Source organism: Tistrella sp. (assembly GCF_002684955.1).
Taxonomy (GTDB): Bacteria; Pseudomonadota; Alphaproteobacteria; order Tistrellales; family Tistrellaceae; genus Tistrella; species Tistrella mobilis.
The window spans coordinates 1-24,035 of sequence record NZ_NYWI01000081.1 but is presented as its reverse complement, the minus strand read 5'-3'; the positions used below and the strand labels follow the sequence as shown (position 1 = coordinate 24,035).

At 61.8% G+C, this 24,035-nt stretch carries 25 protein-coding genes; 2 read left to right on the top strand and 23 right to left on the bottom strand.

All coding sequences use genetic code 11. From position 1 onward, the window contains the following. Positions 1 to 250: 250 nt before the first annotated feature. The 23 genes from CMO28_RS27265 to CMO28_RS27160 form a co-directional block, all read right to left on the bottom strand. Positions 251 to 796 carry an isochorismatase family protein gene (locus CMO28_RS27265; RefSeq protein WP_296719956.1) on the bottom strand — a complete coding sequence of 182 codons (546 nt, stop codon included), beginning with the start codon at positions 794 to 796 and terminating at the stop codon, positions 251 to 253. A 258-nt stretch (positions 797 to 1,054) separates the two neighbouring features. Continuing rightward, on the bottom strand, positions 1,055 to 1,618 hold the full coding sequence (petA, locus tag CMO28_RS27260; RefSeq protein ID WP_176342566.1) for a ubiquinol-cytochrome c reductase iron-sulfur subunit: 564 nt from the start codon (positions 1,616 to 1,618) through the stop codon (positions 1,055 to 1,057). Positions 1,619 to 1,675: 57 nt separating this feature from the next. Further along, positions 1,676 to 2,341, bottom strand: coding sequence for a methyltransferase family protein (locus CMO28_RS27255; protein WP_296719951.1), 666 nt, complete (start codon positions 2,339 to 2,341; stop codon positions 1,676 to 1,678). A 2-nt stretch (positions 2,342 to 2,343) separates the two neighbouring features. After that, positions 2,344 to 2,595, bottom strand: coding sequence for a DUF2933 domain-containing protein (locus CMO28_RS27250; RefSeq protein WP_086466620.1), 252 nt, complete (start codon positions 2,593 to 2,595; stop codon positions 2,344 to 2,346). Beyond that, entirely contained in the window at positions 2,592 to 2,981 is a 390-nt protein-coding gene (locus CMO28_RS27245; RefSeq protein ID WP_217895505.1) for a DUF1622 domain-containing protein, read from the bottom strand. The genes CMO28_RS27250 and CMO28_RS27245 overlap by 4 nt, the downstream gene beginning before the upstream one ends. An 8-nt stretch (positions 2,982 to 2,989) precedes the next feature. Further along, the gene (locus CMO28_RS27240; protein ID WP_086466619.1) at positions 2,990 to 3,367 is read right to left on the bottom strand and encodes a cupredoxin domain-containing protein; all 378 of its coding nucleotides are present in this window, start codon (positions 3,365 to 3,367) and stop codon (positions 2,990 to 2,992) included. Beyond that, positions 3,364 to 5,913, bottom strand: a complete 2,550-nt coding sequence (locus CMO28_RS27235; RefSeq protein ID WP_296719941.1) for a heavy metal translocating P-type ATPase — start codon at positions 5,911 to 5,913, stop codon at positions 3,364 to 3,366. Before CMO28_RS27235 ends, CMO28_RS27240 begins: the two co-directional genes overlap by 4 nt. Before the next feature lie 76 nt (positions 5,914 to 5,989). Then, positions 5,990 to 6,337 (bottom strand): SHOCT domain-containing protein, encoded by a 348-nt coding sequence (locus CMO28_RS27230; RefSeq protein ID WP_245825962.1) that lies wholly within the window; start codon positions 6,335 to 6,337, stop codon positions 5,990 to 5,992. Positions 6,338 to 6,616: 279 nt separating this feature from the next. After that, positions 6,617 to 7,306, bottom strand: coding sequence for an RNA polymerase sigma factor (locus CMO28_RS27225; protein WP_086466617.1), 690 nt, complete (start codon positions 7,304 to 7,306; stop codon positions 6,617 to 6,619). Positions 7,307 to 8,140: 834 nt separating this feature from the next. Beyond that, the gene (locus tag CMO28_RS27220) at positions 8,141 to 8,356 is read right to left on the bottom strand and encodes a YHS domain-containing protein (protein ID WP_086466616.1); all 216 of its coding nucleotides are present in this window, start codon (positions 8,354 to 8,356) and stop codon (positions 8,141 to 8,143) included. After that, positions 8,356 to 9,138, bottom strand: a complete 783-nt coding sequence (gene fabI / locus CMO28_RS27215; protein WP_086466615.1) for an enoyl-ACP reductase FabI — start codon at positions 9,136 to 9,138, stop codon at positions 8,356 to 8,358. The genes CMO28_RS27220 and fabI overlap by 1 nt, the downstream gene beginning before the upstream one ends. A 32-nt stretch (positions 9,139 to 9,170) precedes the next feature. Then, positions 9,171 to 10,289, bottom strand: a complete 1,119-nt coding sequence (locus CMO28_RS27210) for an NAD(P)/FAD-dependent oxidoreductase (protein ID WP_176342564.1) — start codon at positions 10,287 to 10,289, stop codon at positions 9,171 to 9,173. Positions 10,290 to 10,329: 40 nt separating this feature from the next. Next, positions 10,330 to 12,684 (bottom strand): heavy metal translocating P-type ATPase, encoded by a 2,355-nt coding sequence (locus CMO28_RS27205; RefSeq protein WP_086466613.1) that lies wholly within the window; start codon positions 12,682 to 12,684, stop codon positions 10,330 to 10,332. Between the two features lie 22 nt (positions 12,685 to 12,706). Continuing rightward, positions 12,707 to 12,967 (bottom strand): DUF5676 family membrane protein, encoded by a 261-nt coding sequence (locus CMO28_RS27200; RefSeq protein WP_086466678.1) that lies wholly within the window; start codon positions 12,965 to 12,967, stop codon positions 12,707 to 12,709. Between the two features lie 116 nt (positions 12,968 to 13,083). Next, positions 13,084 to 13,260 (bottom strand): DUF2933 domain-containing protein, encoded by a 177-nt coding sequence (locus tag CMO28_RS30005; protein WP_086466612.1) that lies wholly within the window; start codon positions 13,258 to 13,260, stop codon positions 13,084 to 13,086. Between the two features lie 65 nt (positions 13,261 to 13,325). After that, positions 13,326 to 15,110, bottom strand: coding sequence for a PHA/PHB synthase family protein (locus CMO28_RS27195; RefSeq protein ID WP_176342563.1), 1,785 nt, complete (start codon positions 15,108 to 15,110; stop codon positions 13,326 to 13,328). Positions 15,111 to 15,113: 3 nt separating this feature from the next. Then, positions 15,114 to 16,115 carry a bifunctional enoyl-CoA hydratase/phosphate acetyltransferase gene (locus tag CMO28_RS27190; RefSeq protein ID WP_245825961.1) on the bottom strand — a complete coding sequence of 334 codons (1,002 nt, stop codon included), beginning with the start codon at positions 16,113 to 16,115 and terminating at the stop codon, positions 15,114 to 15,116. Then, positions 16,108 to 17,334, bottom strand: a complete 1,227-nt coding sequence (locus CMO28_RS27185; protein WP_086466610.1) for an acetate/propionate family kinase — start codon at positions 17,332 to 17,334, stop codon at positions 16,108 to 16,110. The genes CMO28_RS27190 and CMO28_RS27185 overlap by 8 nt, the downstream gene beginning before the upstream one ends. Beyond that, the gene (locus tag CMO28_RS27180) at positions 17,331 to 19,118 is read right to left on the bottom strand and encodes a DUF3141 domain-containing protein (protein ID WP_086466609.1); all 1,788 of its coding nucleotides are present in this window, start codon (positions 19,116 to 19,118) and stop codon (positions 17,331 to 17,333) included. Before CMO28_RS27180 ends, CMO28_RS27185 begins: the two co-directional genes overlap by 4 nt. Beyond that, complete coding sequence (locus CMO28_RS27175; RefSeq protein WP_086466676.1) at positions 19,115 to 19,429, bottom strand: DUF5676 family membrane protein; 315 nt, start codon at positions 19,427 to 19,429, stop codon at positions 19,115 to 19,117. Before CMO28_RS27175 ends, CMO28_RS27180 begins: the two co-directional genes overlap by 4 nt. Positions 19,430 to 19,445: 16 nt before the next feature. Beyond that, positions 19,446 to 19,799, bottom strand: a complete 354-nt coding sequence (locus CMO28_RS27170) for a YHS domain-containing protein (protein ID WP_086466608.1) — start codon at positions 19,797 to 19,799, stop codon at positions 19,446 to 19,448. A gap of 15 nt (positions 19,800 to 19,814) precedes the next feature. Next, positions 19,815 to 20,378: a phasin family protein gene (locus tag CMO28_RS27165; protein ID WP_086466607.1), complete on the bottom strand. Its 564-nt coding sequence runs from the start codon at positions 20,376 to 20,378 to the stop codon at positions 19,815 to 19,817. Positions 20,379 to 20,405: 27 nt separating this feature from the next. Continuing rightward, the gene (locus CMO28_RS27160; RefSeq protein WP_086466675.1) at positions 20,406 to 21,020 is read right to left on the bottom strand and encodes an RNA polymerase sigma factor; all 615 of its coding nucleotides are present in this window, start codon (positions 21,018 to 21,020) and stop codon (positions 20,406 to 20,408) included. Positions 21,021 to 21,295: 275 nt separating this feature from the next. Between CMO28_RS27160 and CMO28_RS27155 the strand changes: the two genes are divergently transcribed. Beyond that, positions 21,296 to 22,528 (top strand): SAM-dependent methyltransferase, encoded by a 1,233-nt coding sequence (locus CMO28_RS27155; protein ID WP_086466606.1) that lies wholly within the window; start codon positions 21,296 to 21,298, stop codon positions 22,526 to 22,528. Positions 22,529 to 23,016: 488 nt separating this feature from the next. Continuing rightward, positions 23,017 to 23,988, top strand: coding sequence for an inorganic triphosphatase (locus tag CMO28_RS27150; RefSeq protein ID WP_296719903.1), 972 nt, complete (start codon positions 23,017 to 23,019; stop codon positions 23,986 to 23,988). Positions 23,989 to 24,035 lie beyond the last annotated feature (47 nt).

Genomic DNA, 24,035 nt, shown 5'->3' with positions numbered 1-24,035 from the left:
GGCGCACCCTCCGCGCAGGGAGCAGCGACAAGCAGGCTCGCGGCGCCCTCAACGGCCAAAAATCTTGCGCAGGGCTGAGGGATCATGTCCTGGATGAGCGACGACCGCGCGGAGTCGGGGCTCAGATGAATGATGTCTGGCGACTAGGCGGGTGAGATGATGCGACAGTGGGCCCTTTGGGTAAGCCGCATTCCTTAAGGTCGCGGTCAGTAATTTAACTTCGTGGCTGAGAGGGTTTAGATAGTGACTTTTAAGTAATCCCCGCTGCGTCGGTCCATTCAAGGATGAGCTGACGCGCTGTCAGAGGAACGACACCGGCCTGCATCAATCGGGCTGCAACCGGAGAGTTTTGCAAGTCGAGAAGTCCATTGCATAAATCGAATAGAACATAGACGTCGTATGCCTCTCCCAATGCGCCGAGGGCGGCTTGAGCCAAAGAGCCCTCCGGCCACCCACCCGCGAGAATTAGGCAATGTCGCCGCTGTTCGGAGATCGTTTGGCAGAGACGGTCATCCTTCCATGGATTGATGACTGATCGCTGCAATCGGGCTTCTTTCGGTATGAGGAGATCCAGCGGAGAGCTCGAGTGTTCATGCTCTTTACTGGCCATAAAAGAAACAAAGGCGGGAATGGAAAGCTCGACCGCTTTGCTCAAAACCTCTTGGTGGGTGGTGCTCACGACTGGCGCTTCGAGCGTTATGCCCGGCGACGTTTCGTCAAAATCGATGAACAGCAGGCAAGAAGCCCCCGGATCGAGGAGCGCTAAGTTTCCTTTCCTGTTGACCCGGTTGGCCATGCTATTCTTAATTCCGCCCTTCTGGTTGTTGGGAACTCCGATCGTTGTGAGTCGATGGAGTATCTTGGCACTTAGCGGTGCTAAAGCCGCGACGCTGGCATGCCGCGTGGGAAGCGATCCGGCTTACCAACCTCGCCCTGCAATTGGCGCCAAGTCCTCTGTGTTGCTGGACTTGCTCGAGGGGTTCTGTCTCCCTTTCGCCGTACAGGAATTTGGAAAATTCCGCCGCAACCATCCGCGGAGTGTCCGGTCCCCGTCTCATCCGATCCGGACGCGCAAGTCGTCCAGGAACGTATAGGGCGGGACGTCGAGGTTGCGCGGCGCCGGTCCCCGCCGGACGCGGCCTGACGTGTCATAAACGGACCCGTGGCAAGGGCAGAACCATCCCCCGTATTTGCCGTGAGGATCACTCGATTTCTGTCCGAGTGGCACGCAGCCGAGATGTGTGCAGACACCCACGACGATCAGCCATTCCGGCCGCTGCACACGCGCGGCATCCGCCATCGGATCAATCAGGTCCGGGTTGCCGTCATCGGCCCTGGCGCGTGCGATCTCATCGGCGGTGCGGCGGACGATGAACACCGGTTGGCCCCGCCACACCACGGTGATGCGCTGTCCTGTTTGGATGGGAGCGAGGTCGAGCTCGGTCGATGACAGGGCAAGAACGTCCGCCGACGGATTCATGCTGTCGATAAACGGCCACAGGGCAGCCGCTGTGCCGACCGTCGCCATGGCGCCGGCCGTAACGTAGAGAAAATCGCGCCGTTTGATCTCCAAAGAATCGGAACCCGAAGATGGGCTATCAACTGTCGCAGACGTCACTCCTATCGATCCTTTCCGTGTCGCCGCCCTTGCATTACTGCTTACAACAGGTTCGCCTCATGGCCGGTCCTGTTCGGCGGCCGACTTGCCCAAGATGCCTTGCAGGCGCGGCACGAAGCGGGGCACCCGCGCAGCGTAGCGTCGATAGGCGTCACCCATCTCGGCTTCAACCTCCCGCTCCTCCCGCAGAGCAAGGCGCCAGTACATGACGAGCAGCACCGGAAACATTGCGAGGGTGAGGATGGTCGGCCATTGGAATAGGAAACCGATCAGGATCAGGACGAAGCCGACATATTGCGGATGGCGAATGCGGGCATAGGGGCCGGTCTCCGCCAGCGCTCCGGACCGCTGCGCTTGATAGAGGACGCGCCAAGCGGCCGAGAGCAGAATGAACCCGCCGCCGATGAAGACAAAACTCAGTAGGTGAAACGGCCCGAAATGCGGATTCCCCTTCCAGCCGAACAGCATTTCCAAAAGATGGCCGGAATCGTGGGCAAGCCAGTCGATGTCGGGGTAATTGGTCTGCAACCAGCCGGACAGGAAATAGATGGTGAGCGGGAAGCCGTACATCTCGGTGAAGAGCGCGACGAGGAAAGCGCTGAAAGCGCCGAAGGACCGCCAGTCCCTGCCGGTCTTCGGCTTGAAGAAGCTGAACGCAAACAGAATGAAAATCGCGGAGTTAATGACGACCAGAAGCCATAGACCGTAGGAGCTTGTTTCCATGGTTAGTCCTCGTCCGGATTTGTCGGTGCGTCGTGACCATGACCACCGCCATGGCCGCCGTGCCCACCGTGCATGAAGAGATGCATGCCGATACAAAAGACGAGCAGGCCGATGAGTATGCCGCTTCCCGTGAACACATGAGCGCGATGCTCATAGAGCAGAAGGAAGCCAGCGATCCCCAGAAAAACGAGAAGGACGATACCGGCGCGCGAACGCCAGAACCGTGGATGGGATTGCGTCGATCGGTTACTCATAGTGTCCCCTGCTCCGCCGCCCCTTGTGGACGAGCTTTCGCCCGCTCCCAAGGCCAGCAGCCGTCCAGTTCCACGTCGATGGAGAAGCTGAGAAAGGTGCGGATGGCGACAAGGGCGCCGAGAACCGCGATGTTCGATAGCGATGGCTCAAGCACGAGCGAACGCAATATGTCGGCAGCCACCAAAAGCTCGAGCGCGATCAGCGTGCTGCGGCCCAGCTCCCGCCGAAATGAAGGGTAGCGCTGTTCCGTTCTGTCACGGATGTAAACGACAAACGTTTTCCCGGCGCTCCACGCAAATCCGCCTGCAATGACCGCGAGCGCCGCCAGTTCGAGACCGACGATGGTCCAAGTGACCAAGGCTTCCATGGCGCTGCCGATGATCATGCCATTCCCTATTCAACAACCAGCTTGCCGCGGAACATGCCCATTGCGCAGGCGAACTCGTACTCTCCGGGCGTATCGGGAACGAACTCGACGCGCACCGTCTCGCCGGTCGGCAGGTCGGCGCTCTTATTGAAATCGGCGAAGATGACCTTCTCCGAGCAGGATGCGGTTTCCTCGCGCCGGAAGTTAAGGCGCACCGGCTTGCCGTGCCGGACGATGATGGTGTCGGGCGTGTAGCCGCCTTTGACCAGCACCATGACTTCCTGGTGCCCGCCGGAGGTCTCCGCCGCTCGCACGCCCTTGGCGCGCTTCAGCCAGAAGAACCAAACGATGAAGGCAACGAGCACGAGCCCGCCAATAAGAACGATCCAGCGATCCGGCGTCATTTGACGGCCCTCCTCGGTTCGAAAAAGCGCAAGCGGTTGGCGTTTGTGACGACGGTCACCGAGCTGAACGCCATCGCTGCAGCCGCAATCAGGGGCGACAGCAGCAGCCCAAAGAACGGGTACAGCACGCCCATAGCTACCGGGATTCCGGCGGTGTTGTAACCGAAAGCGCCGACGAGATTCTGGCGAACGTTTTTCATCGTCGCCCGGCTGATCTCGATGGCCGTGACCACACCTATGAGGCTGCCCTTAATTAGGGTGACATCGCTTGCCTCGATCGCCACGTCGGTGCCGGTGCCAATGGCGAAACCAACATCCGCCTGAGCAAGCGCCGGGGCGTCGTTGATGCCGTCACCCACCATGCCGACCCGCTTGCCCTCGAGCTGGAGCTTTTGCACCTCATGGGCCTTATCGTCGGGCAGAACTTCCGCCAGAACCCGGTCAACATTCACCTCGCGCGCGATAGCGTCAGCGGTGCGCTGGTTGTCGCCGGTGAGCATGACCACCTCGATGCCCATCTTTTTCAAGAGATCGATGGCTTCCTTTGAGTCCGACTTGACGGTGTCTGCTACGGCCACCAGACCGGCTGCGGCGCCGTCGACCGCGACATACATCGGCGTCTTGCCCTCGGTTGCCAGCCGCTCCCAGTCAGCTGTCAGGGCATCGATCTCGATGCCGCGATCACGCATCAGCTTGGCGTTACCGAGCAACACATTCTTGCCGTCGATACCGCCACTCACACCGTGACCGGGAATAGCGGCAAAACCTTCGGCACTCGTCAGATCGATGCCGCGATCCTCCGCGCCTTTGACGATCGCCTCACCGAGCGGATGTTCGGAGCCGCGCTCCAGGGACGCGGCTAAACGCAAGACCTCCGTCTCATCAGAACCTTCGGCCGTAACCACGTCGGTGAGTGCCGGTTCGCCGCGGGTGATGGTGCCGGTCTTGTCGAGGATAAGAGAATCCAGCTTCTCGGACGTTTGGAGCGCATCGCCGGAGCGGATCAGGATGCCGTTCTCGGCCCCCTTGCCGATACCGACAGTCAGCGAGGTGGGCGTCGCGAGGCCGAGCGCGCAGGGGCAGGCGATGATCAGTGTCGTGACGAGAACGATGGTCGCATAGATGATTCTGGGCTCCGGACCCACCAGATACCACGCCACGAAGGCGAGAATGCCAAGGATCATCACCGTCGGCACGAAATAGCCCGAGACCAGGTCCACAACGCGCTGGATCGGCGCCTTCGAACCTTGTGCGTCTTTCACCATACGGATGATGCTGGCAAGCGCGGTGTCCTTGCCAACCTTGGTGGCGCGGAACTGAAAGCTGCCGGTCTTGTTCAGCGTGCCGCCGATGACTTCGTCGCCGACCTGCTTCTCGATTGGGATCGACTCGCCGGTGATCATCGACTCGTCGACCGCGCTCGACCCTTCGGACAGTTCACCATCGACCGGGATCTTCTCACCCGGCCGCACGATCACGATGTCATCCACCACGACTTCTTCTACGGGCAGGTCAATCTCTTTGCCGTCCCGAAGAACCCGCGCGGTCTTCGCCTGCAGGCTCATCAGCTTTTTGATCGCTTCCGAGGTTCGCCCCTTTGCTTTCAACTCCAGCGCTAGCCCCAGCACGACAAGGGCAATCACCACTGACGTCACGTCCCAAAACACTTCCGCCAACGCAACCGTCGGAAACATCGCCGGATAGGCCACTGCAACAACCGAGTAGACGAAGGCCGCCGAGACGCCGATGGCAATCAGCGTGTGCATGTTGGCGGACCGGTGCTTGAGTCCGTCCCACATGCCCGAGAAGAACTGCGAGCCAGACCAGACAAGCACCGGCAGTGTCAGCACGCCCAACAGCGCCCAGACGATGCGCCGCGTCTCGCTGCCCATCGGCATCCAGTCACGAAGGCCAGGGATCAGGTCCGGATAGCTCAGCCCCATCACCGGGACCGAAACGATCGCGGCGAACCAGAACTTGCGCATCAGGGTACGGTATTCCTGATTGCGCGCCGCTTCTTCCGGATCGGCATCTTCCTCGATGGCGGCTTTGATCTCGGCGGGCTTGGGTTCGGCGATCTTGTGGCCGGCGGACTCGATCGCCCTGCGGATCGCGGCGAAATCGACGACCTCCGGCTGGTACTCGACATCGACCGCGTTGGGACCGAGATTGGCCCGAGCCGAGACCACACCGGGCGTCATCCGCAGGGCGAGTTCGATGCGTGTCACGCAAGAAGAACAATGCATGTTCTTGATCAGGAGACGCGTCTTGGCGGTGCCCGCGCTGTAGCCGGCGGATCGGATCGCTTTTGCCAGGTCGCCGACTGAGGCTTGACCGGGGTCGTAGTCGATGGCCGCAGTTCCGGAGGAGAGGTTCACCTGCGCCGCTTTGACACCATCGATCCCCTCAAGCGCCTTCTCGACCATCGGCGGACAATGACGGCACGTCATGCCGCCTACCGAAAGGTCGATATGCGCGCCACCGCGGGACGGTCTGTCCGCGACCGAGCTGTCACTGCGATCCGGGAACTCAACCACTTTCTCCATTGTCTATTCCTCAACTGTTGTCTTGTCCCGTAGCCGGTCCGGCGCGCCATCCGCTGATGTCCCGCTATTGTCGCGTTCAATCCGACAGAAGCCGTTTGCGCTCCTCGAACTCGTCCTTGTCGATTTCACCTCTGGCGAAGCGCTCCTGAAGGATGTCGACCGGCGTCTTGCGCGCGGCCGGAGACGCGTGTTCACCGGAGGGCCCGCCGCCTATCCAGCGGACCGCAAGGATAATCAGCAGGATTATGCCGCCCCAGAACAAGATCATCATGAGCGAACCAAAAATCATATGACCCCATCCCCAGTCCGGATGCCAGTAACCCGGCCGATCAGCCGGCGCCTGCGCCAGGGCCGGCAGCGATACGAAGGCGCTCGGGAATACGAACAGGGCCGCCTTTAGTCTTGCCATCATGTAAATCTCCATCGCTCGCTCGTGACGGCATGCACCTCTACTTCAGTCGCAGTTCAGCAACTGACTTATCCTAATAGACGGATCGGAACCCGAAGCGTTACAGCGCGGCGGTCTTCCGGGGCAGGGTTGGCAACCCGGCGATGTTCCTGAAGCCAGCCTCTCGGATCATCCCGGGAATCTGTCCCGAAACACTATCCGCTGTAGTGGCAAATCCACCCGGCCTCTATACGACAAGGAAAGCGGCGCTATCACCGTCTTCTCCTCATAGGCGACGGGCTTATCGCGGCCTCGTTACAGTTCGCAAGTCGAGCGTGTATTCCCTCGTTCTGGCCCACCCGGCGGCCCACATTGCCCGAAGCAATCGTGCGCCCGGCACCGCCAGCATGAGCGTTTGAGTGTTTCCTTCAAGGCACGACGCGCACGGTGCAACCGGACTCTCATATTGCCCGCCGTAATGCCAAGGGAGCGGGCGACGTCCTCGCGCGGCTCCTGCGCCAGGTCGATCCGCATGAGAGCATCCGCATATTCCCGCTTCAACGTGGGCAGCAGCTTGTAAAAGCAGTTGCATGCAATGCGATCGAAACCTTCTTCCTCGGTCGGAATCATCTCCTGTTCAGTGTTTGTCGCCAACCAGTCGGCTACCATCAGTTGGCGAGCGTTTCTTTCCGCTGCCGCGCGACGGAAGTGATCGGCAAGCACCGATTTGAGCACTGCACGCAGCCAAGCCATGGTAGAGCCCGTGTCCCTGATCTGGCTGGCTTTGGCAAGGACCCTCATATGGAAGTCCTGGAGCACGTCTTCGGCCTCGTCCCGGTCGCCGAGGCGATGTTGGAGATAACGTAGAAACTGCGTGCGGCTCGCCGTGAGTATCGCCGTAAGTTTCGGATCGAGCGGTTCGATATCCTGTTGGCGTCCATGCCCGGCCAACGACGACTGGCCAAGCTGTCGCTTGACGGGCCGATTCTTCAAGTGCGGTGTCATTTCGATCTTCCTGATCTCGGGTTGCTTGCCTGCGGGTGTTCGGCATCCACTTGGCGGCAACCTTGATTGCTGGATTGCACTGTGGTCCGGCAACGCGCCGCTTGCGGACTTGGCCAACAAGCCCTGCCCCGCGAGCCGAGGCTCTGCGGATCAGCATTTCGAAACCACGTGGAGTTCTGCGTTTGATGGGCTACCGACGAGACGGCAGGCTCATGCGCAAGCAGCTTTACTCAGCCGTACATGACGAGAGCCAGTGACGGGACGTCAGCGCGCGTCGATCAGGCGTGAACTTTGGGGGGATGACCTAGCGGGGCGACTTGACGCGAGTTCAGAGAGTCGACCCTTGTGATTTTAGATGCGCGGAGCCACTCTGGTTCCGGGATCCCTGGCAGTGCAAACATGAGCGCAACGCAGTGGCCTATGCCCACGGTACAGCAGGGATCACATGTAATCGGGACCTCAACTGGCGAGCCCGTGGGAACGGCGGAGGTCCGACTTTCGGAGTCCTCGACCTGAGTGCGATCATGACCGCGAGCTTCGCGGCGAACGGTCCCATTGTGGTGATGGGGTGAAGCGCCGATCATCATAGGTTTTAATTCCGGCGCGTCGACCCGCACAACGCTCTCCAACTGTGGGAAGGTCACGAGCGCAAGAACCTGCAAGAGGATTACAAGATGTCGGCACGCTCTATTCACAGTACTAGCCCACAGTAAATGCCGGAATGTCTTCACGCCTCCAGTCTAATGAAAATAAGAACGCCCGCAACCAGACATTGTTCCGAATCGAGCTATTGCCCGAGAATCAGCCGCTTCAGTCAACAGCGGGCTGGCGTGGCTAGGGTTCTTTGTCGACCTGTGCCGGCGAGACTTGGCGGCGACTCGAAGAATATCGCTCCGGCGCCGCCAGAAAGAGCTTGTGACAGGCATTCGAGCAGAAGAAATAGGCCCAGCCCTCATGCTCGTGCTGGGCCGCGGCCTTCTCCAGCGCCAGACGCATGCCGCATACCGGGTCTGTGACGATCATGTCCTTCTCGGGTCCGAGTGCAGCCATCAGTGAAATACCATCCCCTCGATGTGAAATCCCGCGTCGACATAGAGGGTTTCCCCGGTAATGGCGCTCGTATAGTCGCTTGCCAGCATGAGGGCGGCGCGCCCCACTTCGCAGGCGTCCACGGTACGCCGCAGCGGCGCCTTGCGAACGGTCTCGTTCAACAGTTCATCGAAATGTTCGATGCCAGAGGCGGCCCGGGTTGCAACCGCGCCCGCGGAGATCGCGTTAACCCGGATCGAGCGGCGCCCGAGTTCATGCGCCAGGTAGCGGACCGAGGCCTCGAGCGCGGCCTTGACCGGGCCCATCACATTGTAGTGGTCGACCACTTTCTCGGCGCCGTAATAGCTCAACGTCATCAGGCTGCCGCCCTTGTCCATGAGCGGTTCGGCGAGCTTCGCCATGCGGATCAAAGAATGGCAGGAGATAAGCATGGACTCGGCGAAGCCGTCGGCCGAACAATCGGTCAGCCGTCCGTGCAGGTCCTCCTTGCGGGCCCAGGCGATCGCATGCAGCAGGAAATCCAGCCGGCCCCATTCCTTATCTATCGCTTCGAACACAGCCTCCAACTGACCCGGCTCGGCAACGTCACAAGGCAGGAACAGCGATGCTCCGGCCTCGCGGGCGAGCGGTTCGACGAACGGCTTGGCCTTGTCGTTCAGATAGGTCATGGCCAGATCGGCCCCTGCGTTCCGGAAATGCTGGGCCGCCGACCAGGCAAGGCTGTGCTCGTTGGCTATGCCGACCACAAGGCCTTTCCGGCCCTTAAGATCGATGACTTCCATAAGTACTATTACTCCTTCTCCGGCAGAGCGAGCTAAACGTCGCTTGGCGCGGCATGGCCTACGCCGTGGCGGCACCAGACACAGGCGCAGGCCACATGATCGCAACTCGGATCGCCGAGCGGCGCCCGGTAGCGCCAAACTGCAAGCGGGTAGACGAGACGGGTCAGGACCGACGGCCGATAAAGGCGTCGCAGCTTCGCCGCCGTATTGGAGCGGCTCATCCCGCGCAGCGCCCAGCGCCGCCCGCGCGCGCCCGCGTTGTTAAAGATGAACCGGTTGCTGACGCCCGTTCTGAGCAGCGGCAGAAGCTCTTGACGCCAGAGCCGCGTGTAGTCAGTTCCCTCGAGCAGGCTACGAGCCGCGAGAATGCCCGAGCGCAGAGCATAGCGCATGCCGAAGCCGGCGAGCGCGTCCTGGAACCCGGCCTGCTCTCCGACCACGGGATGCCCTCCCTGCAGAGCGGTGCGCGGCAGGCGAAAGTTGGCGAAACCGCCGAACGGCTTGGGATCGCACATTTCAAGCCCTGCCTTCTCGCGGAAGAAGGCCACCGTGCGTTCGACATGTTCCGCCTGCCGCTTGAAGCCGGTGAACATGCAGCTCGCCACCGTGCCGCGGCCGGCGTGGATCAGGAGATAGGCGTAGCCGAGCGGCGCGAGCCGATCATTGAAGGCGATCCAGTTGCCGTTCGGCCGATCGGTCTCGAAGACATAGCCGGCAGCGATGGCGTCGGCAGTCCTTGGCCCGACCGCGAGAATGGTCGACCCGACCGGATCTGCGACGCGGTCGCCGAACCGCACCTCGGCGCCGGCGCCGATGGCCTGCTTGAGCAGGGCGAGCTCCAGGCTGCCTTCGCCGCCGCGACGGACGAGATAGTAAAGGGGTCGCTCGCCGCATATCGGATAGGCTTGACCCCAAGCGTCGAAGGCAGTGCCTTCGCGGACGGGATGAGCCTCGAAGCTTGTCTCAATGCCAGCGACGCGCAGCTCGTCGAGGATGTCCCGGTCGTCGCTCCAGTTCTCCAGGCCCTGAAAATCCCCATGGAATCGGCTTCCGACCGTGTTGTGCCATTCCCGCACGATGACCGACTGACCGGCTCGGGCCAGCAGGATGGCGCAAGCGAGCCCCGCCACGCCGGCGCCGACGACGGTCACCGGTTCGTCCGGTGACAAGTAAGGGCGCCATGCTTCAACTTCAGGCTTTGCGGGGCGCGGCATGAATGCCCTCCAGCCGCGTTCGTTTCAGCAGCATGGCGTTCACCGCCACCAGGGCCGAACTCCCCGACATGGCAAGGGCCGCGACCTCGGGACTGATGACAAAGGGATAGAAAACGCCGGCTGCCGCGGGAAACGCGACGACGTTGTAGGCCACAGCCCAAAAAAGGTTCTGGTGCATCTTGCGCAGCGTCGCGCGCGACAACTCGATTGCGCCCACGACGTCGTAGGGGTCGCTTTTCATTAACACCACATCGGCGCTCTCGATCGCGACGTCCGTGCCCGCCCCGATGGCGAACCCCACGTCAGCCTGAGTCAGGGCGGGTGCGTCGTTGACACCGTCGCCGACCATACCGACCCGCTTGCCCTGATCTTGCAGCTCCTTCACCTTGTCCGCCTTCTGGCCCGGCAGCACGTCGGCCAGGACCGTCGTGATGCCAAGGCCCGCCGCGATCCGGTCGGCCGTCGCCTGATTGTCGCCGGTGAGCATCGCCACCTCGACGCCGCGTTCGCGCAGCTTCGCCACCATCGGGGCAGCGGTCGGCCGGGGCGCATCAGCGATGGCGATCAGACCGACCAGTTGTCCGGAACGCGCGATATGAACCACCGTCTGACCGGCGCCTTGCAACCGCTTCGCCTCGGGTTCAAGCGCGTCCATCGCGACCTTGCGTTCGTCCATCAGCCGGCGGTTGCCGAGCAACACCTCCTGCCCATCGATTTCCGCCCGCGCACCCTTGCCTTCGATGTTCTCGAAGCCGGTCAATTGCGCCTTCTGCATGTCGCCCGCGTGCTTCAAAATCGCCTGCGCCAACGGATGGTCGGAGCCTTGCTCGACGGTCGCCGCCAAGGCCAAGACCTTGTCTTCTGTCATGTCGGACGACACGACAACCTCGACCACGTCCGGTTCGCCCATCGTCAACGTCCCGGTCTTGTCGAAGACGATGACATCGAGCTTGGTCGCATCCTCCAGGGCGCCGGCGTTCTTGAACAGGATCCCGTTCATGGCACCGAGGCCCGTACCCACCATCACCGCCATCGGCGTCGCCAACCCCAAGGCGTCCGGGCAGGCAATCACGAAGACCGTGATCGTCAGCGTCAAGGCGAACAGCAAGGGCTCGCCGACCCACCAGAACCAGGTGGCGAAGGTCGCAAGGCCAATGACGACCGCGATCAGCACCAGCCATTGCGAAGCCCGGTCGGCAAGCAGCTGTGCCGGCGCTTTGGAGTTCTGCGCCTCCTGCACGAGCTTGACGATCTGGGCGAGCGCCGTGTCGGCGCCCACCTTGGTGGCGCGGTACTTAAAGCTGCCGCTCTTGTTGATCGTCGCACCGATGACGCTATCGCCGGGCTTCTTCGCCACCGGCATGGACTCGCCGGTGAGCATGGATTCGTCCACCTGCGACTCGCCCTCGAGGATTTCACCGTCGACGGGGATCTTGTTGCCGGGCCGGATCACGACCGTATCGTCTTTAAGTACTTCCGCGGTGGGGACCTCGATTTCGCGGCCGTCGCGCAGTACAATGGCCATGGGCGGTGCGAGATCCATCAGCGAGCGGATGGCGTCGGAAGCCCCCGCTCGGGCGCGCATCTCCAGCCAATGGCCGAGCAGAATAAAAACCAAGAGCACGGCGACCGCTTCGTAGAACTGAACGCCGGGAAAAAAGAAGGTGGCGCCGACACTGAAGATGTATCCGGTGCCCACCGACAGGACGACCAGCACCGCCATGTTGAGGACGCCGTTGCGCAGCGCCCGCCAGGCGGCGACGAAGAACGGCCAACTCGGATAGAGCACGGCGGCGCTCGCCAGGAAGAAGAGCCAGATGTCCAAGCGCAGCCCGAACGGCGGCGCAGGCGGCGTGAACAGCCCGCCCATCGGCGAGTAGACGAAAATCGGTATGCTGAAAACCAGCGCGATCCAGAAGCGGTTGCGCATGTCGCGAACCATGGCTTCCATGCTCATGCCGCCGCCATGGCCCATCTCGTGCGCCGCATGATCTACGGCGGGCGCTTTTCCGGCTTCCGCCTTCGCCCTGCCCGCCTTCGCATGGTGCTCGTGCGCGGGCATCGCAACGGCGACGCTCTCAGCCGGCGGATCCTCGGTCTCGCAGACATGCTTCGGCACGAGTTCGCCGCCGCAGTGATAGCCGCACTCGGCCACCTTCGCCTTGATCGCCTTGAGGTCCGTGCGCTTTTCGTCGTAGACGACGGTGGCGCTGCCGGCGACGTAGTTCACCTCGGCCTTGCGAACGCCGGGAAGCCGGGCGAGCCGTTTTTCTACGCCCCGGGCGCTAAGCACGGAGACCAGCCCCGCGACCTCGATGACGGTCGTTTTCATAAATCGATCCTTGTATTGTTTTTCATGTCGCGCCCCAGCGCCGATGCAGCCAGTTGTAAACCGGGCAGAACACAAGCCCGGCGTAGGCGCCGTAAAGGAAGCTTTCGGTCAGACCAAGCAGGAAACCCCACCACGTCAGCCATTTGAAGGCCGGCAGGACCTGCTCAAGAAATGCGCTCATATGAAGGCTCTGCGGTGTCACAAGACCGTAGATCACGCAAACCACGAATGTGATGCTTGTCCAGATCCCCAACGCCCATGTGACCAGCTTCGTGTTCAGCATAATCTTCATCCTTCATCTCGCCGACTTGTTCCGCTTCCTCTGATCCGGCGCACATGAGAATCCTGTCCGGCATCATCCGACGGCGCGCCGGCGATCGGAGCCGGTCAAACGATCCGTCAGTGCCGGTGCTGCCCGGACCGATCCGTCTCGTTTTCATTTCTCGGGCGCCGGCTCGATTCACCGCCCCCACTGTGACCTCCGTGACCGCCATGGCCGCCGTGCCCGAAAAGATGCATCGCGACGAACGCGATTCCGATCAGGACCCAAACCCAGTTCTCTGCCAGCCAAGCCATCGCTCACTCCCTCACCCATCGCGACTACGGGTCGTTCCGGACCCCGATCATTTGTATGCCAATGTTCACGGTTCGCGCACATAGGCGCCGGGCGCGTCGCCCAGGGGCCGATAGCCCTTGCGCGGCGCGCCCAGCCGGAGCGGCTTGATGGGCTCGCCCGAATGTTCGGCGAGCCAGCCCTGCCAGCAGGGCCACCAAGAGCCGTCATGGTGGACCGCCTGCGTCTGCCAGCTGTCCGGATCTAGATAAGCGGCGAGGTCGTCGTGCGTGGCGATTTGGTGATAGCGTTTGGCGTTGCCGGGCGGGCTGACGATGCCGGCATTGTGGCCGCCGTTGGACAGCACGAAGGTGACATCGGCATTAGTTTGGGCGTGGATCTTATAGACTGACCGCCAGGGGGCGACGTGGTCGGAGAGGGTGCTGACGGCGAAGATCGGGATACGGATGTCACGCAGCGAAACCGGGCGGCCGTCGATGCAGTAGCGCTCGTCCGCCAGATCGTTGTCGAGGAACAGCTGCCGGAGATACTCCGAGTGCATCCTGGCCGGCATGCGCGTCGCATCTGCGTTCCACGCCATCAAGTCGAACAGCGGACGGCGCTCGCCCAAGAGATAGTTCTGCACCATGGCCGACCAGATCAGGTCGTTGGAGCGCAACAGTTGGAAGGCGCCGGCCATCTGCTTGGTATCGAGGTAGCCCTGCTCCGCCATAATGTCCTCGAGGAAACTGACCTGGGCCTCATCGATGAACAGCATCAGCTCGCCGGCTTCCGTGAAATCGGTCTGCGCGGCGAACAGGGTCAGAGTCGCCAGCCGTTCGTCGCCGTCGCGGGCCATGGCCGCCGCGGCGATCGACAGGAGTGTGCCGCCGAGGCAGTAGCCAGCGCCGTGGATCCGCTGCTCCGGGATGATCACGGAGACCGCGTCGAGCGCGGCCATGACTCCGAGCCTGCGGTAGTCTTCCAGACCGAGGTCGCGGTCCTCCGCCGCCGGGTTCTTCCAGGAGATCATGAAGACCGTGTGGCCCTTCTCGACCAGGTACTTCACCAGCGAGTTCTCGGGGCTGAGGTCGAGGATGTAGTATTTCATGATCCAGGCCGGCACGATCAGGACCGGCTCGGGATGAACTTTGTCCGTCGCCGGCGCGTATTGGATCAGCTCGATCAATTCGTTGCGGAAGATCACCTTGCCGGGCGTCACCGCAAGGTTCCGGCCGACCTCGAAATCCTCCGCGCCGGCCGGCCGCTCGCCCCTGACGGCGCGTTGCCAGTCTTCGATAAAATTGGCGGCCCCATGAACCAGGTTCTGGCCGGCGCTGTCGAGAGTCGCCTTCAGGACCTCGGGGTTGGTCGCCGGAAAATTCGCCGGAGAGACCATGTCGAGGAGTTGCCGGGCGACGAAGGAGACAACCTCCTCATGATGCTTGGAGACTCCGGGGACGCCGGTCGTGGCGTTGTGCCACCATTGCTGGGTCAGGAGGAAGCCCTGATAGAACGCATTGTATGGCCATGTCTGCCACGGATCGCCGGCAAAGCGCTTGTCCTGCGGCAGGGGCTCGATACAGACCTCACAATGAGGATCCGAGCAAGCCCGCGGACAGTATTCCAGATAGCGCGCCCACTTGCTCGCCGCCTTCCCGACCAGTTCTATCTGCTTGTCGGGCGATAGCAGGAGATGCTGGGCCCAATCCGTATAGGCCTGAGCAAGCGCCACCGGCGAAATCCCGGCAGTGAGCCGCCCGAGCGCCGCGTGTAGGGGTTGATCCAGAGACGGCCGGGACCTCGCCTCGTCATCGGGACAAGGCGACGTACTGTCGAGTCCCTTTCGCTTATCGTCTGGCACCTGCAGCATGGTTCAGGCTCCGATCGGACAGCAAGCGTCTTCGGGCTGGGGTGCGCAATGGATGGCCGATTCCGGCTCCGTTGTTTCCCTCCTTTGCGCCCGGGGTTGATGCATTAGGACAGTGAGCGCTAGCGCGGCGAGGCGTGCGGCCGGGGGGTCCGCGCGCGAACTGAGCACAGCTGGCACCGACAGACCCAAGACGATACCCGCGGCCGTGGCGCCGGCCAGATACTCGAGGTTCTTGGCCAGAATGTTGCCGGAGACGAGATCGGGCACCAACAGGATATCGACATCGCCGGCGACCCCCGAGATGATGCCTTTTTCTCGCGCGGCATCGGCCGAGATCGCGTTGTCGAAGGCCATGGGCCCATCGACGATGGCGCCGGCGATCTGTCCCCGCTTGGCCATCAGGGTCAGACAGGCGGCGTCCAGGGTCGATGTAATGGCCGGGTTGACGGTCTCGACCGCCGACAGGATAGCGGCCTTGGGCGTCTCCACGCCCAGCAGTCCCAAGACCTCGATGGCGTTCTGAAGAATCTGCGCCTTGGCGGTGAGATCAGGCGTGATGTTGATGGCCGCGTCCGTGATCGCGAGGAGCTTGGGGTAGGTCGGGATATCGACCATGAACACGTGGCTGACCCGCTGGCCCGGGACCCGCAATCCGCGGTCCTTGTCGAGAAGCGCCCGCATGAAGGCATCGGTGTGGATGTTGCCTTTCATGACCGCGTCGGCGTCTCCGGTCCGAACGAGATCGACGCCCGCCCGCGCCGCTTCGGCGTCGCTCTTCGCGTTGACGATCGCCGCCCGGTCGATCTCCACATGGGCGTCCTTGGCGCAAGCGAGGATCCCGTCGGGATCGCCGATAAGGCGGGGCTCGATCAGGCCAAGCGAGGCGGCTTCCCGCACCGTCTCGAGGACAAGTCCTTGATCGGCGGCGACGACGGCCACGCGGATCGGCGCGTGCGCTTGCGCCGCCTCTACCAAATCCTTGAGGGTCTCGGCTTGATTAACCATGAGCATGCGTCTTTTCGACTGTTGACGATGCGCCCAGCAGGTCCCGCGCATGCCGCGCGATGACCAGTTCCTCGTCCGTCTTAAAGGCCTCGATAAGCACGGGGCTGCCGTCCGATGAAACGACACGCTCATGACCGGCATTGCGGCCCGCATCGAGTGCAAGGCCGAGATAGCCGAGACCGTCGCAAATGCGAGCACGGATCTCGGGCGAATTGGCGCCGATCCCGCCGGTGAAGACGAGCCGGTCGAGGCCCCCGAGCGCGGCCGTCAGGCCAGCCAGATGCCGGCGGGCGTGGTGGCAGAAGAACTCGATCGCCTCGGCCGCTTCCGGCGCGACCCGCCGAGCCAAGAGGTCGGCCATGTTGCGGCTCAATCCGGAGATCCCGAGCAATCCCGAGGCGTCGTAGAGCAGATCCTGCAACGCCTCGGCGGGCATCTGCTTCTCGATCAGGAGATGCAGCAACACCCCGGGGTCGAGATCGCCGGGACGCGTCCCCATGGGCAGGCCGGCGAGCGTCGAAAAGCCCATCGTGGTCTCGACGCTGCGCCCGTCCTTGATCGCCGCCATGGAGGCGCCATTGCCGAGATGGGCAACGATGATCCGCCCATCTGTAGCCGCGTCGTCGTCCCGCCGACGCACCTCGTCGATAACGTATTCATAGGACAGGCCGTGAAATCCGTAGCGGCGGACGCCATCCTCCTCGAAACGGCGGGGCAGGCCGGTCAAGCGCGCCACGCGGGGCAAGCCGTGGTGAAAGGCGGTGTCGAAGGAGGCGACCTGGGGAAGGTCGGGGCGGCGCAGGCGAACCGCCACGATACCGGCGAGGTTGTGCGGCAGGTGGAGCGGTGCGAGAGGGATCAGTCGTTTCAGGCGGACTTCGAGCGCGGGCGTGACGAGGAGCGAGCAGTCGCACTCCTCTCCGCCATGGACCACCCGGTGGCCGACGGCGATGAGGTCCTTTTGCGACATCCGGTCCTCGACCCAGCCGAGCAGCAGGTCGAGGGCGACGACGTGGTTGGGTATTGCCAGGGTCTCATCGATGAGAATCGTCCCCCGGACGTCCGTCGCGGCGAAGCGGCCGGCGTCGAAGCCGATCCGTTCCAGCGCTCCCTGCCAGACCCGGCGGGGCTCGTCCGCGGCCATATCGAATAGCGCGAATTTGATGCTGGAGGAGCCGCTGTTGATGACCAGGATCGTTCCGTCAACGCCATCGGTCATTTCCCGGCTGTCCCTTCGGGGGTGTCGCCATAAAGCAGTTTGAATGCCTGCTCGTAGGCGCCGTCCCGCGCGTTTCGAGCGTCTTCTATCGCATCGGAGACATGAGCGATAAGCTCCCGCTCCTTATTCAGGAGCGGGTGATCCTCAGGAAGAGGGCTTCGCGTCTTCGCAATACCATCCGCCAGGGTTGCGATACCCTGCATCCATGGGTTGAAGGCGCCGGAAAACAGGTAACGGCTGGTCCGCATGGGATGCAGCCATTTGAGCCCTTCGGCAACCCACGGGTTGGTCGCCGCCTGAACCCAGGGGCTGACGAAGGTGCGGTAAAACGACTCGTTGAATTCCGACGCTTCGCGCACCCGCTCGAACGCCTCGGTCTGTTGCGGAAACTCGATATCCTCGACCTGGCGATCCTCGAAGCTCACGGAATATTGCGGCTTGTGGCAGTCGGGATCGCCGCTCGGATTGTCGATCTTCATTTCGTAAAGGCCCGGCGTCAGGGCCTCGATCTCCTCCAGGCTCTCGAGAATCGCGCGGTGCTCAAAGCGAGCGACCTTGGCCGAGACGAAGATGCCGAGATGGCCCACATGCGGATTGGTCAGATAGACGATGCGCTGGCCGGCCTTTTTGAGATCGTCCGTGTTCTCGTAGACCGCGGGTATCCACGCCAAGGCCTGATGCGGCGGCGTGATGTTATCGCCGTAGGAGGCGAAGACGACCAGCGGGTTCCGGATGCGCCGCAGGTCGGCGATACAGCCGTCGCAAATGCGCATCAGGCCCTTTTCGAGCTTGTTGCCGATGAACAGGTTCTCGACGATCGCGACGATCTCCTCGCGGCTCAGGAAGTAGAAGCCGTTCCACCAGCGCTCGAATTCGAGGAAGCGGTCGCGCTCCGTATCGATCTTGTTGAACAGGCCGGCATATTTCTCCCAAATGGCTTTTTCGGGCTTCAGGTTCTCGAAATTCTGGGCGAGCCAGGCGCCATCAAAGCGCCCGTCACCGAGATCCGCGGTGAAATGCGCGAGCCAGGCGCCGCCCAGCAGGCCGCCGCTCACCCGCATCGGATTGACCCCGGCCTCACCCGCCCAATAGGACAGCGGCGACCCGTTCAGGACCGCCGGGCCGACGAGACCCTCGCAGTCGGCCGACAGCAGGGTCACGGCCCAGCCCGCCTGGCAGTTGCCGTAGAGCACCGGCGGCTTGCCCGGGTGGCGCCGGACAAGCTCTTCGACGAAACGCCGGAGCGCATGCAGTACGTCGGCCAGCGTCTGACCCGGCGCGGGGTCGGGGAAGAACATCACGAAATAGACCGGGTGCCCTTCATGCAGGGCCATGCCGACTTCGGAGTCGTGCTTGAAGCCACCGATGCCCGGTCCGTGCCCGGCGCGCGGATCGAGCACCATGACCGGCGGCTTGTCCGGATCGACGCAATCGTCCCAGCAGTCCTCGCCCACCTCCGTAATCCGCAACAAAGCGTAGTTCGCCGGATGGTCGAAGCGACGCGCGTCGAGGATCGTCTCGTATTTGAAGTCCAAGAGCGGCGGCAGGCCGGCGCGCTCATGCGCGAGCATGTTGTCGGCCCGCTGCCTAAGGGTGTCCCAGAACAGGACCGACCGCTGCCAGAAGTCGACTTGATAATCGAGGAAGTCTTGACCGGGGAGTCTGGGCACCGGCGGCGCTTCCACGACCATGTCTCGCTTGGCATCCACGGGGCTCACGACCTTGAGTGCAGGTGCCGGTCGTTTATTGCGGGCGGGGGCCTTTTGTCTTGCGGTCGTGGTCATGGCCGGCCTGCGCGGCCGCTACGCGCGGCGAAGAAGTTGTAGAGGGGCCCGAAGATCAGGGCGACGTACCAGCCATAGGCGAAACTTTCGGCAAGGCCGAGGAAGAAGCTCGGCCAGCTCAGCCATGTGAAGCCGGGCAGCAGACGGAGCCAGCTCTCGTACATTGCCTGGCCGGGAAACAAGAGGTCGAAGCCGACGCAAAGCGCAAACGTGATCGCTAAAAACAAGCCGAGGCTCATTCCGAATGCAATGATGGGAACTCTTGGCGCGGCTTGAGTTGGCAGGGGCGTTCCGGACCGAGGTGTGGTCATCGAAGACGCTGTGGCATCAGACATGGCTGTTCTCCAGTTGGGGCTGCGGCCCCTTGGCGTGGGGGCCGACATATTGTTCGGGCGCGGCCTCGAAGCGTTCGCGGCATTCCCGCGAACAGAAATAGTAGACGCTGCCCTCATAGACGCTCGGCTTGGCCCCGTTGGTACTGACGGTCTTGCCGCAGACGGGGTCGACGTCCTTGGCCGGCGGGATCCACCGCATACCCTCGGCCTCTCCCCGCCCCTCTTGGCCGCCGCCGCCATGTTTGGCCTTGCCGTGGCCATGTCCCATGACGTGGGCGCCGCAGCCAAAACGCATCATCAGGAAGATGATCACCGCCCAGATCAGGAAATAGAACAGCGCGTTCATGGACCCCACCTGCAGCTATTTTTTCGCCGGGCTGGTCTTCGAGGCCGCGCCGGCGCGTTTTGCTGTCGGTTCCGTGCGGTTTTCCGCCGTAGGAAGGTCAACCTCATTCTCGGCCGCATCCTTGCTAGGACCGCAGCAGCATCCAGCCATCTTCGCCGGCTGTTCCGTTCGGCTTTCACGCGTGGGACGGTCAGTCAATTTCCCCGTCGCCTCATGAGCCAGGCCGGCGCAGCACTTGGAGGTTATCTCGCCAAGTTCGCCGACATGGGTGACGAACGCGCCGAACAGATCGCGATAGGCCTCGGTCTGCCGCTCGAAGATGGCCTTGGGATCCGACGCGCCCTCGCCGCGCTCGAACGTGGCGTTCATCTGGTCGGCGCCGGCTTTGAGGAATGCGGCCTGGCGCTCGGTAATCTCTTGGGTGCTGTCGAGCATCAGGTTCGCCATGCGCCGGACGGCGTCGATATTGCGCATCTGCAGGGCCGTCATGGCTTCGAGGTCAAGACCCCGGAAGCGCAGAACCGCCGGATTGGTGGATTTGGATGTGTCTGGCATGGTCAGCTCCTTTTGGACAGTCATCAGATAGACGGTCCAAAGGAGCCTTCGTTACAGTTTAGGCGCGTCTTGCCCGATCCCGGTGCGCATATGTGAACCATAATCGCAGTCACAATCCAGATAACCATGGATCGGGCACGTCCGGCAGGCCTCCTCCAGCCGCTGCCGCAGGGCTTGGCGGGCCCGGTGTAACCGCACACGCAAATTGCTCTCGGAGATATTGAGTGTTGCCGCGATGCTTTCGCGCGATTCGCCGATCAAGTCGGCGCGCCACAGGATGTCCGCATATTCTGGCTTCAAGGTCGGCAGGAGCTTGTAAAGGCACATGCAGATGATGAGATCGAGGTCGTCCTTGCCCTTGCCGGTGAGTCGTACTGACTCCAGATATTGGAATTCGCTCTCGGATTGGCGTCTTTTGCCCTGGGCGCGGTAATAGTCGATCAAGGTCGTCTCGAGCACCCGGCGCATCCAGGCGCGAAGCTTTTCCGTCTCGCGAACGTCGCCGATCCGCGTCAGCACCTTGACATAGAAATCGTGCAGGACATCGGCGGCCTCGTCCTCGTTGCCGAGCCGGCGCGTGAGGAAACGAAGCATGTCCTGGTGAACCTCGACCATGACCGCATGAACGGCGTCTCCCGGCGATTTGCTGTCTTGATCGTCAGTCATGTTCACTCCCGACATCCATTCCCGTGCGAATACATGGTCAGTTCAACGTTTTCCCTTCGCAGCCCTCCAACCGAGCTTTGCGCGAACGACGCCTGTCTCGCCGTTAACCGCCTATTGTAACGAACAGAGAGCCCCGTCGTCCTTAAGGATAGTCGTGCAGGGGGGGCGGGGCAGCGCCGGTGAGTTCATGTCGACGCCCCAGGGTCAGGCCCATTAATTAATGCGATGAAGTAATCCTTGTAAAGGCTTAATGGTATCAAAGATGAGAAAAGACAATGTGGGCTAAATTTCTGTCACTTTTTCTCGCCCGTCTGATCCGGCAGGGCGCCTTGGTTGCTGTATACCCCGATGGGCGATCGGTGCGATATGGTGAAGCGTCATCCTTACCTGTCACCGTCCGGTTTCATACGTGGCCCCTGCTTCGGAAACTTGTCCTCAATCCCGATCTCGCGCTGGGCGAAGCCTATATGGATGGGACACTTACCATCGAGGATGACGACATCTACGGTCTCATTGAACTGCTCGTGGTCAATCTGGCTCATCAGCCCGACGTATGGCACTATCGCTGGCTGGCGCGTCTCCGGCGGCTCTGTCGCGGGCTGGCGCAGTTCAATCCGGTCGAGCGGGCGCGACGTAACGTAGCGCATCACTATGACCTGTCGGGCGCGCTTTACGACCTGTTCCTGGACGCCGACCGTCAGTATTCCTGCGCTTATTTCCGGCATCCGGATGACGGCCTGGAAACCGCACAGAGAGACAAGCAGGCGCTCATCGCCGCCAAGCTTCTTCTGGAACCCGGCCACCGTGTCCTCGATATCGGCTGCGGATGGGGCGGGCTTGGGCTTTACCTCGCCCGAGAGCATGGCGCCCAGGTCACCGGAGTCACGCTCTCGCAGGAGCAGCATAAAATCGCTGACGAGCGCGCCCAGGCCGAAGGACTCGACGATCGCGCCCGCTTCTATCTGCAAGACTATCGCGAAGTCGACGAAATTTTCGATCGCATCGTATCGGTCGGCATGTTCGAGCATGTCGGCGTACCCCACTATCGCGAATTCTTCACGACGGTGCACAATCGCCTTGCGGCTGACGGCGTCGCGCTTCTGCACACGATCGGCCGGGCCGACGGGCCTGGGGCCACCAATCCCTGGATCGCCAAGTACATCTTTCCCGGCGGCTACAGCCCAGCCCTGTCGGAAGTCCTCGCCGTCATCGAACGTGCGGGTTTCTATGTCACCGATGTCGAGGTTTTGCGTCTGCACTACGCGGAGACACTGAAGGCCTGGCGCAAGCGGTTCGAGACAAACCTGGACAAGGTTCGCGTAATTTATGACGAGCGCTTCTGCCGAATGTGGCGGTTCTATCTCATCTTGAGCGAGCTTGCCTTCCGGCACGGCGGGCACGTCGTGTTCCAGATCCAGATCGCCAAGAGACAAGACGCGGTGCCTCTCACGCGAGACTACCTAGCGGCTCCGAAGACGCAGGATAAAAAGGGCTCCAATGCAGCGTAACAATCGTCGGCCAGCCTGATCGCGATTACTACTCTAAGCGCCCGCGTATTACCAGAAACATTCAGCACAAGGGCACTCCAGTCAGCCAATGGCTGTCATAAAACTGTAACGAAACGCCACCTGCATCGTCTTTCTTAACAGAAGCTGAGCAGCTTCAGTCGGACTGGACCAGCAATCCTGCTGCCGACGAATTATCCGGCAAAGCTATACGTCGGACCAAGACATGGAGATTGCCACATGCCCAATACCGGCACGACTGCAGAAGCAGTCAACTCATTACGATGTATGCGCCGATTTTCAGAGAAAAACTGAAGAAGCTCGAACGGCGCGGACAAGGGCGTGGCGCAGAAGCTGTCAGGCTCCGGAGAACACTTGCACTGGTAGACCGCGCGCAGACCGGTTTGCGCCACGGCCAAGAAGATTCAACCTTGACTGCCGCAGAATAATGACAGGCTCCCCATGATCAAGGTGAGAGGCTTAAACGCACCATGTCGGCAAACCGCGAGATAGAACTGAAGGCGACAATTCGCCCGGAGCAACTCGACAAGGTCAAAGATCTTGCGGCCATCAGGAAGCGAGCCGTCGGACGGGCGCGGTCGAGGAAGCTTGTGACGGTCTATTACGACACGCCGGATTATGACCTGCGTCAGCAAGGCCTCTCCCTTCGTGTGCGGAAGATCGGCCGCGCCTACGTGCAGTGCGTAAAACAGACCCACAAACGACTGGGCGGCATTCCGGTGCGGATGGAATGGGAAGGGCCGGTCCCGAGCCAGGACCCCGCAGTCTCCGTCATCGAAGACAAAAAACTTCGCCGGCTAATACGGCGCGCCGGCACGGCGCGCCTGCAACCCGTGTTTCGCACGGACTTTCAACGCAACTCGCGATCCCTTAAATTCGAGGACGGCAGTACGGCATCGCTCGACCTCGACATTGGTGAGATCATCGCCGGTGACGTCTCCGAACCAATATGCGAATTCGAACTGGAACTGCACAGCGGCGCCCCCGAACGGCTATTTGAACTGGCATCCGAGATTCGCCAGGCAGTTCCGTTCCGGCTTGCCGCCATGAGCAAGGCCTCGCGCGGTTACGCACTTCTGACGCAGGACGAACTCAAACCACAGAAATATGTGAAGCTCAGCCTCACGAAAGACGACACCGTCGAACAAGTTCTGACCGAACTTGTTCAGCACAGCCTTGATCATCTGCAAATGAACGAAACTGTCACTCTGGCAACGGATGACCCCGAAGGTGTTCGTCAGATGCGTATCGCCCTGAGGCGGCTGCGCGCTTCCTTGAGACTTTTCAAATCCACCCTTCCCAAGGATCAGTATGGCTGGATCGCGGCCGAAGCGAAATGGTTGATGACTGAGCTGTCGGCGGCGCGCGCATGGGATGTCTTTGCTGATGAGTTCCTAGGCGGTAAACTCATAAATTCGCTTGGCGTTTTTTGGCAGCTGTGATTCAAGGCTTCCGAATGAGGGAGCTTTGAATGACGCGCCGCCGCTAT

What these genes read in the sequence shown, in the direction of transcription:
- CMO28_RS27265 (WP_296719956.1), bottom strand. Translation starts at nt 796, where the DNA reads ATGGCCAACCGGGTCAACAGGAAAGGAAACTTAGCGCTCCTCGATCCG.
- CMO28_RS27255 (WP_296719951.1), bottom strand. Translation starts at nt 2,341, where the DNA reads ATGGAAACAAGCTCCTACGGTCTATGGCTTCTGGTCGTCATTAACTCC.
- CMO28_RS27250 (WP_086466620.1), bottom strand. Translation starts at nt 2,595, where the DNA reads ATGAGTAACCGATCGACGCAATCCCATCCACGGTTCTGGCGTTCGCGC.
- CMO28_RS27245 (WP_217895505.1), bottom strand. Translation starts at nt 2,981, where the DNA reads ATGATCATCGGCAGCGCCATGGAAGCCTTGGTCACTTGGACCATCGTC.
- CMO28_RS27240 (WP_086466619.1), bottom strand. Translation starts at nt 3,367, where the DNA reads ATGACGCCGGATCGCTGGATCGTTCTTATTGGCGGGCTCGTGCTCGTT.
- CMO28_RS27235 (WP_296719941.1), bottom strand. Translation starts at nt 5,913, where the DNA reads ATGGAGAAAGTGGTTGAGTTCCCGGATCGCAGTGACAGCTCGGTCGCG.
- CMO28_RS27230 (WP_245825962.1), bottom strand. Translation starts at nt 6,337, where the DNA reads ATGGAGATTTACATGATGGCAAGACTAAAGGCGGCCCTGTTCGTATTC.
- CMO28_RS27225 (WP_086466617.1), bottom strand. Translation starts at nt 7,306, where the DNA reads ATGACACCGCACTTGAAGAATCGGCCCGTCAAGCGACAGCTTGGCCAG.
- CMO28_RS27220 (WP_086466616.1), bottom strand. Translation starts at nt 8,356, where the DNA reads ATGGCTGCACTCGGACCCGAGAAGGACATGATCGTCACAGACCCGGTA.
- fabI (WP_086466615.1), bottom strand. Translation starts at nt 9,138, where the DNA reads ATGGAAGTCATCGATCTTAAGGGCCGGAAAGGCCTTGTGGTCGGCATA.
- CMO28_RS27205 (WP_086466613.1), bottom strand. Translation starts at nt 12,684, where the DNA reads ATGAAAACGACCGTCATCGAGGTCGCGGGGCTGGTCTCCGTGCTTAGC.
- CMO28_RS27200 (WP_086466678.1), bottom strand. Translation starts at nt 12,967, where the DNA reads ATGCTGAACACGAAGCTGGTCACATGGGCGTTGGGGATCTGGACAAGC.
- CMO28_RS30005 (WP_086466612.1), bottom strand. Translation starts at nt 13,260, where the DNA reads ATGGCTTGGCTGGCAGAGAACTGGGTTTGGGTCCTGATCGGAATCGCG.
- CMO28_RS27195 (WP_176342563.1), bottom strand. Translation starts at nt 15,110, where the DNA reads ATGCTGCAGGTGCCAGACGATAAGCGAAAGGGACTCGACAGTACGTCG.
- CMO28_RS27190 (WP_245825961.1), bottom strand. Translation starts at nt 16,115, where the DNA reads ATGGTTAATCAAGCCGAGACCCTCAAGGATTTGGTAGAGGCGGCGCAA.
- CMO28_RS27185 (WP_086466610.1), bottom strand. Translation starts at nt 17,334, where the DNA reads ATGACCGATGGCGTTGACGGAACGATCCTGGTCATCAACAGCGGCTCC.
- CMO28_RS27180 (WP_086466609.1), bottom strand. Translation starts at nt 19,118, where the DNA reads ATGACCACGACCGCAAGACAAAAGGCCCCCGCCCGCAATAAACGACCG.
- CMO28_RS27175 (WP_086466676.1), bottom strand. Translation starts at nt 19,429, where the DNA reads ATGACCACACCTCGGTCCGGAACGCCCCTGCCAACTCAAGCCGCGCCA.
- CMO28_RS27170 (WP_086466608.1), bottom strand. Translation starts at nt 19,799, where the DNA reads ATGAACGCGCTGTTCTATTTCCTGATCTGGGCGGTGATCATCTTCCTG.
- CMO28_RS27165 (WP_086466607.1), bottom strand. Translation starts at nt 20,378, where the DNA reads ATGACTGTCCAAAAGGAGCTGACCATGCCAGACACATCCAAATCCACC.
- CMO28_RS27160 (WP_086466675.1), bottom strand. Translation starts at nt 21,020, where the DNA reads ATGACTGACGATCAAGACAGCAAATCGCCGGGAGACGCCGTTCATGCG.
- CMO28_RS27155 (WP_086466606.1), top strand. Translation starts at nt 21,296, where the DNA reads ATGTGGGCTAAATTTCTGTCACTTTTTCTCGCCCGTCTGATCCGGCAG.
- CMO28_RS27150 (WP_296719903.1), top strand. Translation starts at nt 23,017, where the DNA reads ATGTCGGCAAACCGCGAGATAGAACTGAAGGCGACAATTCGCCCGGAG.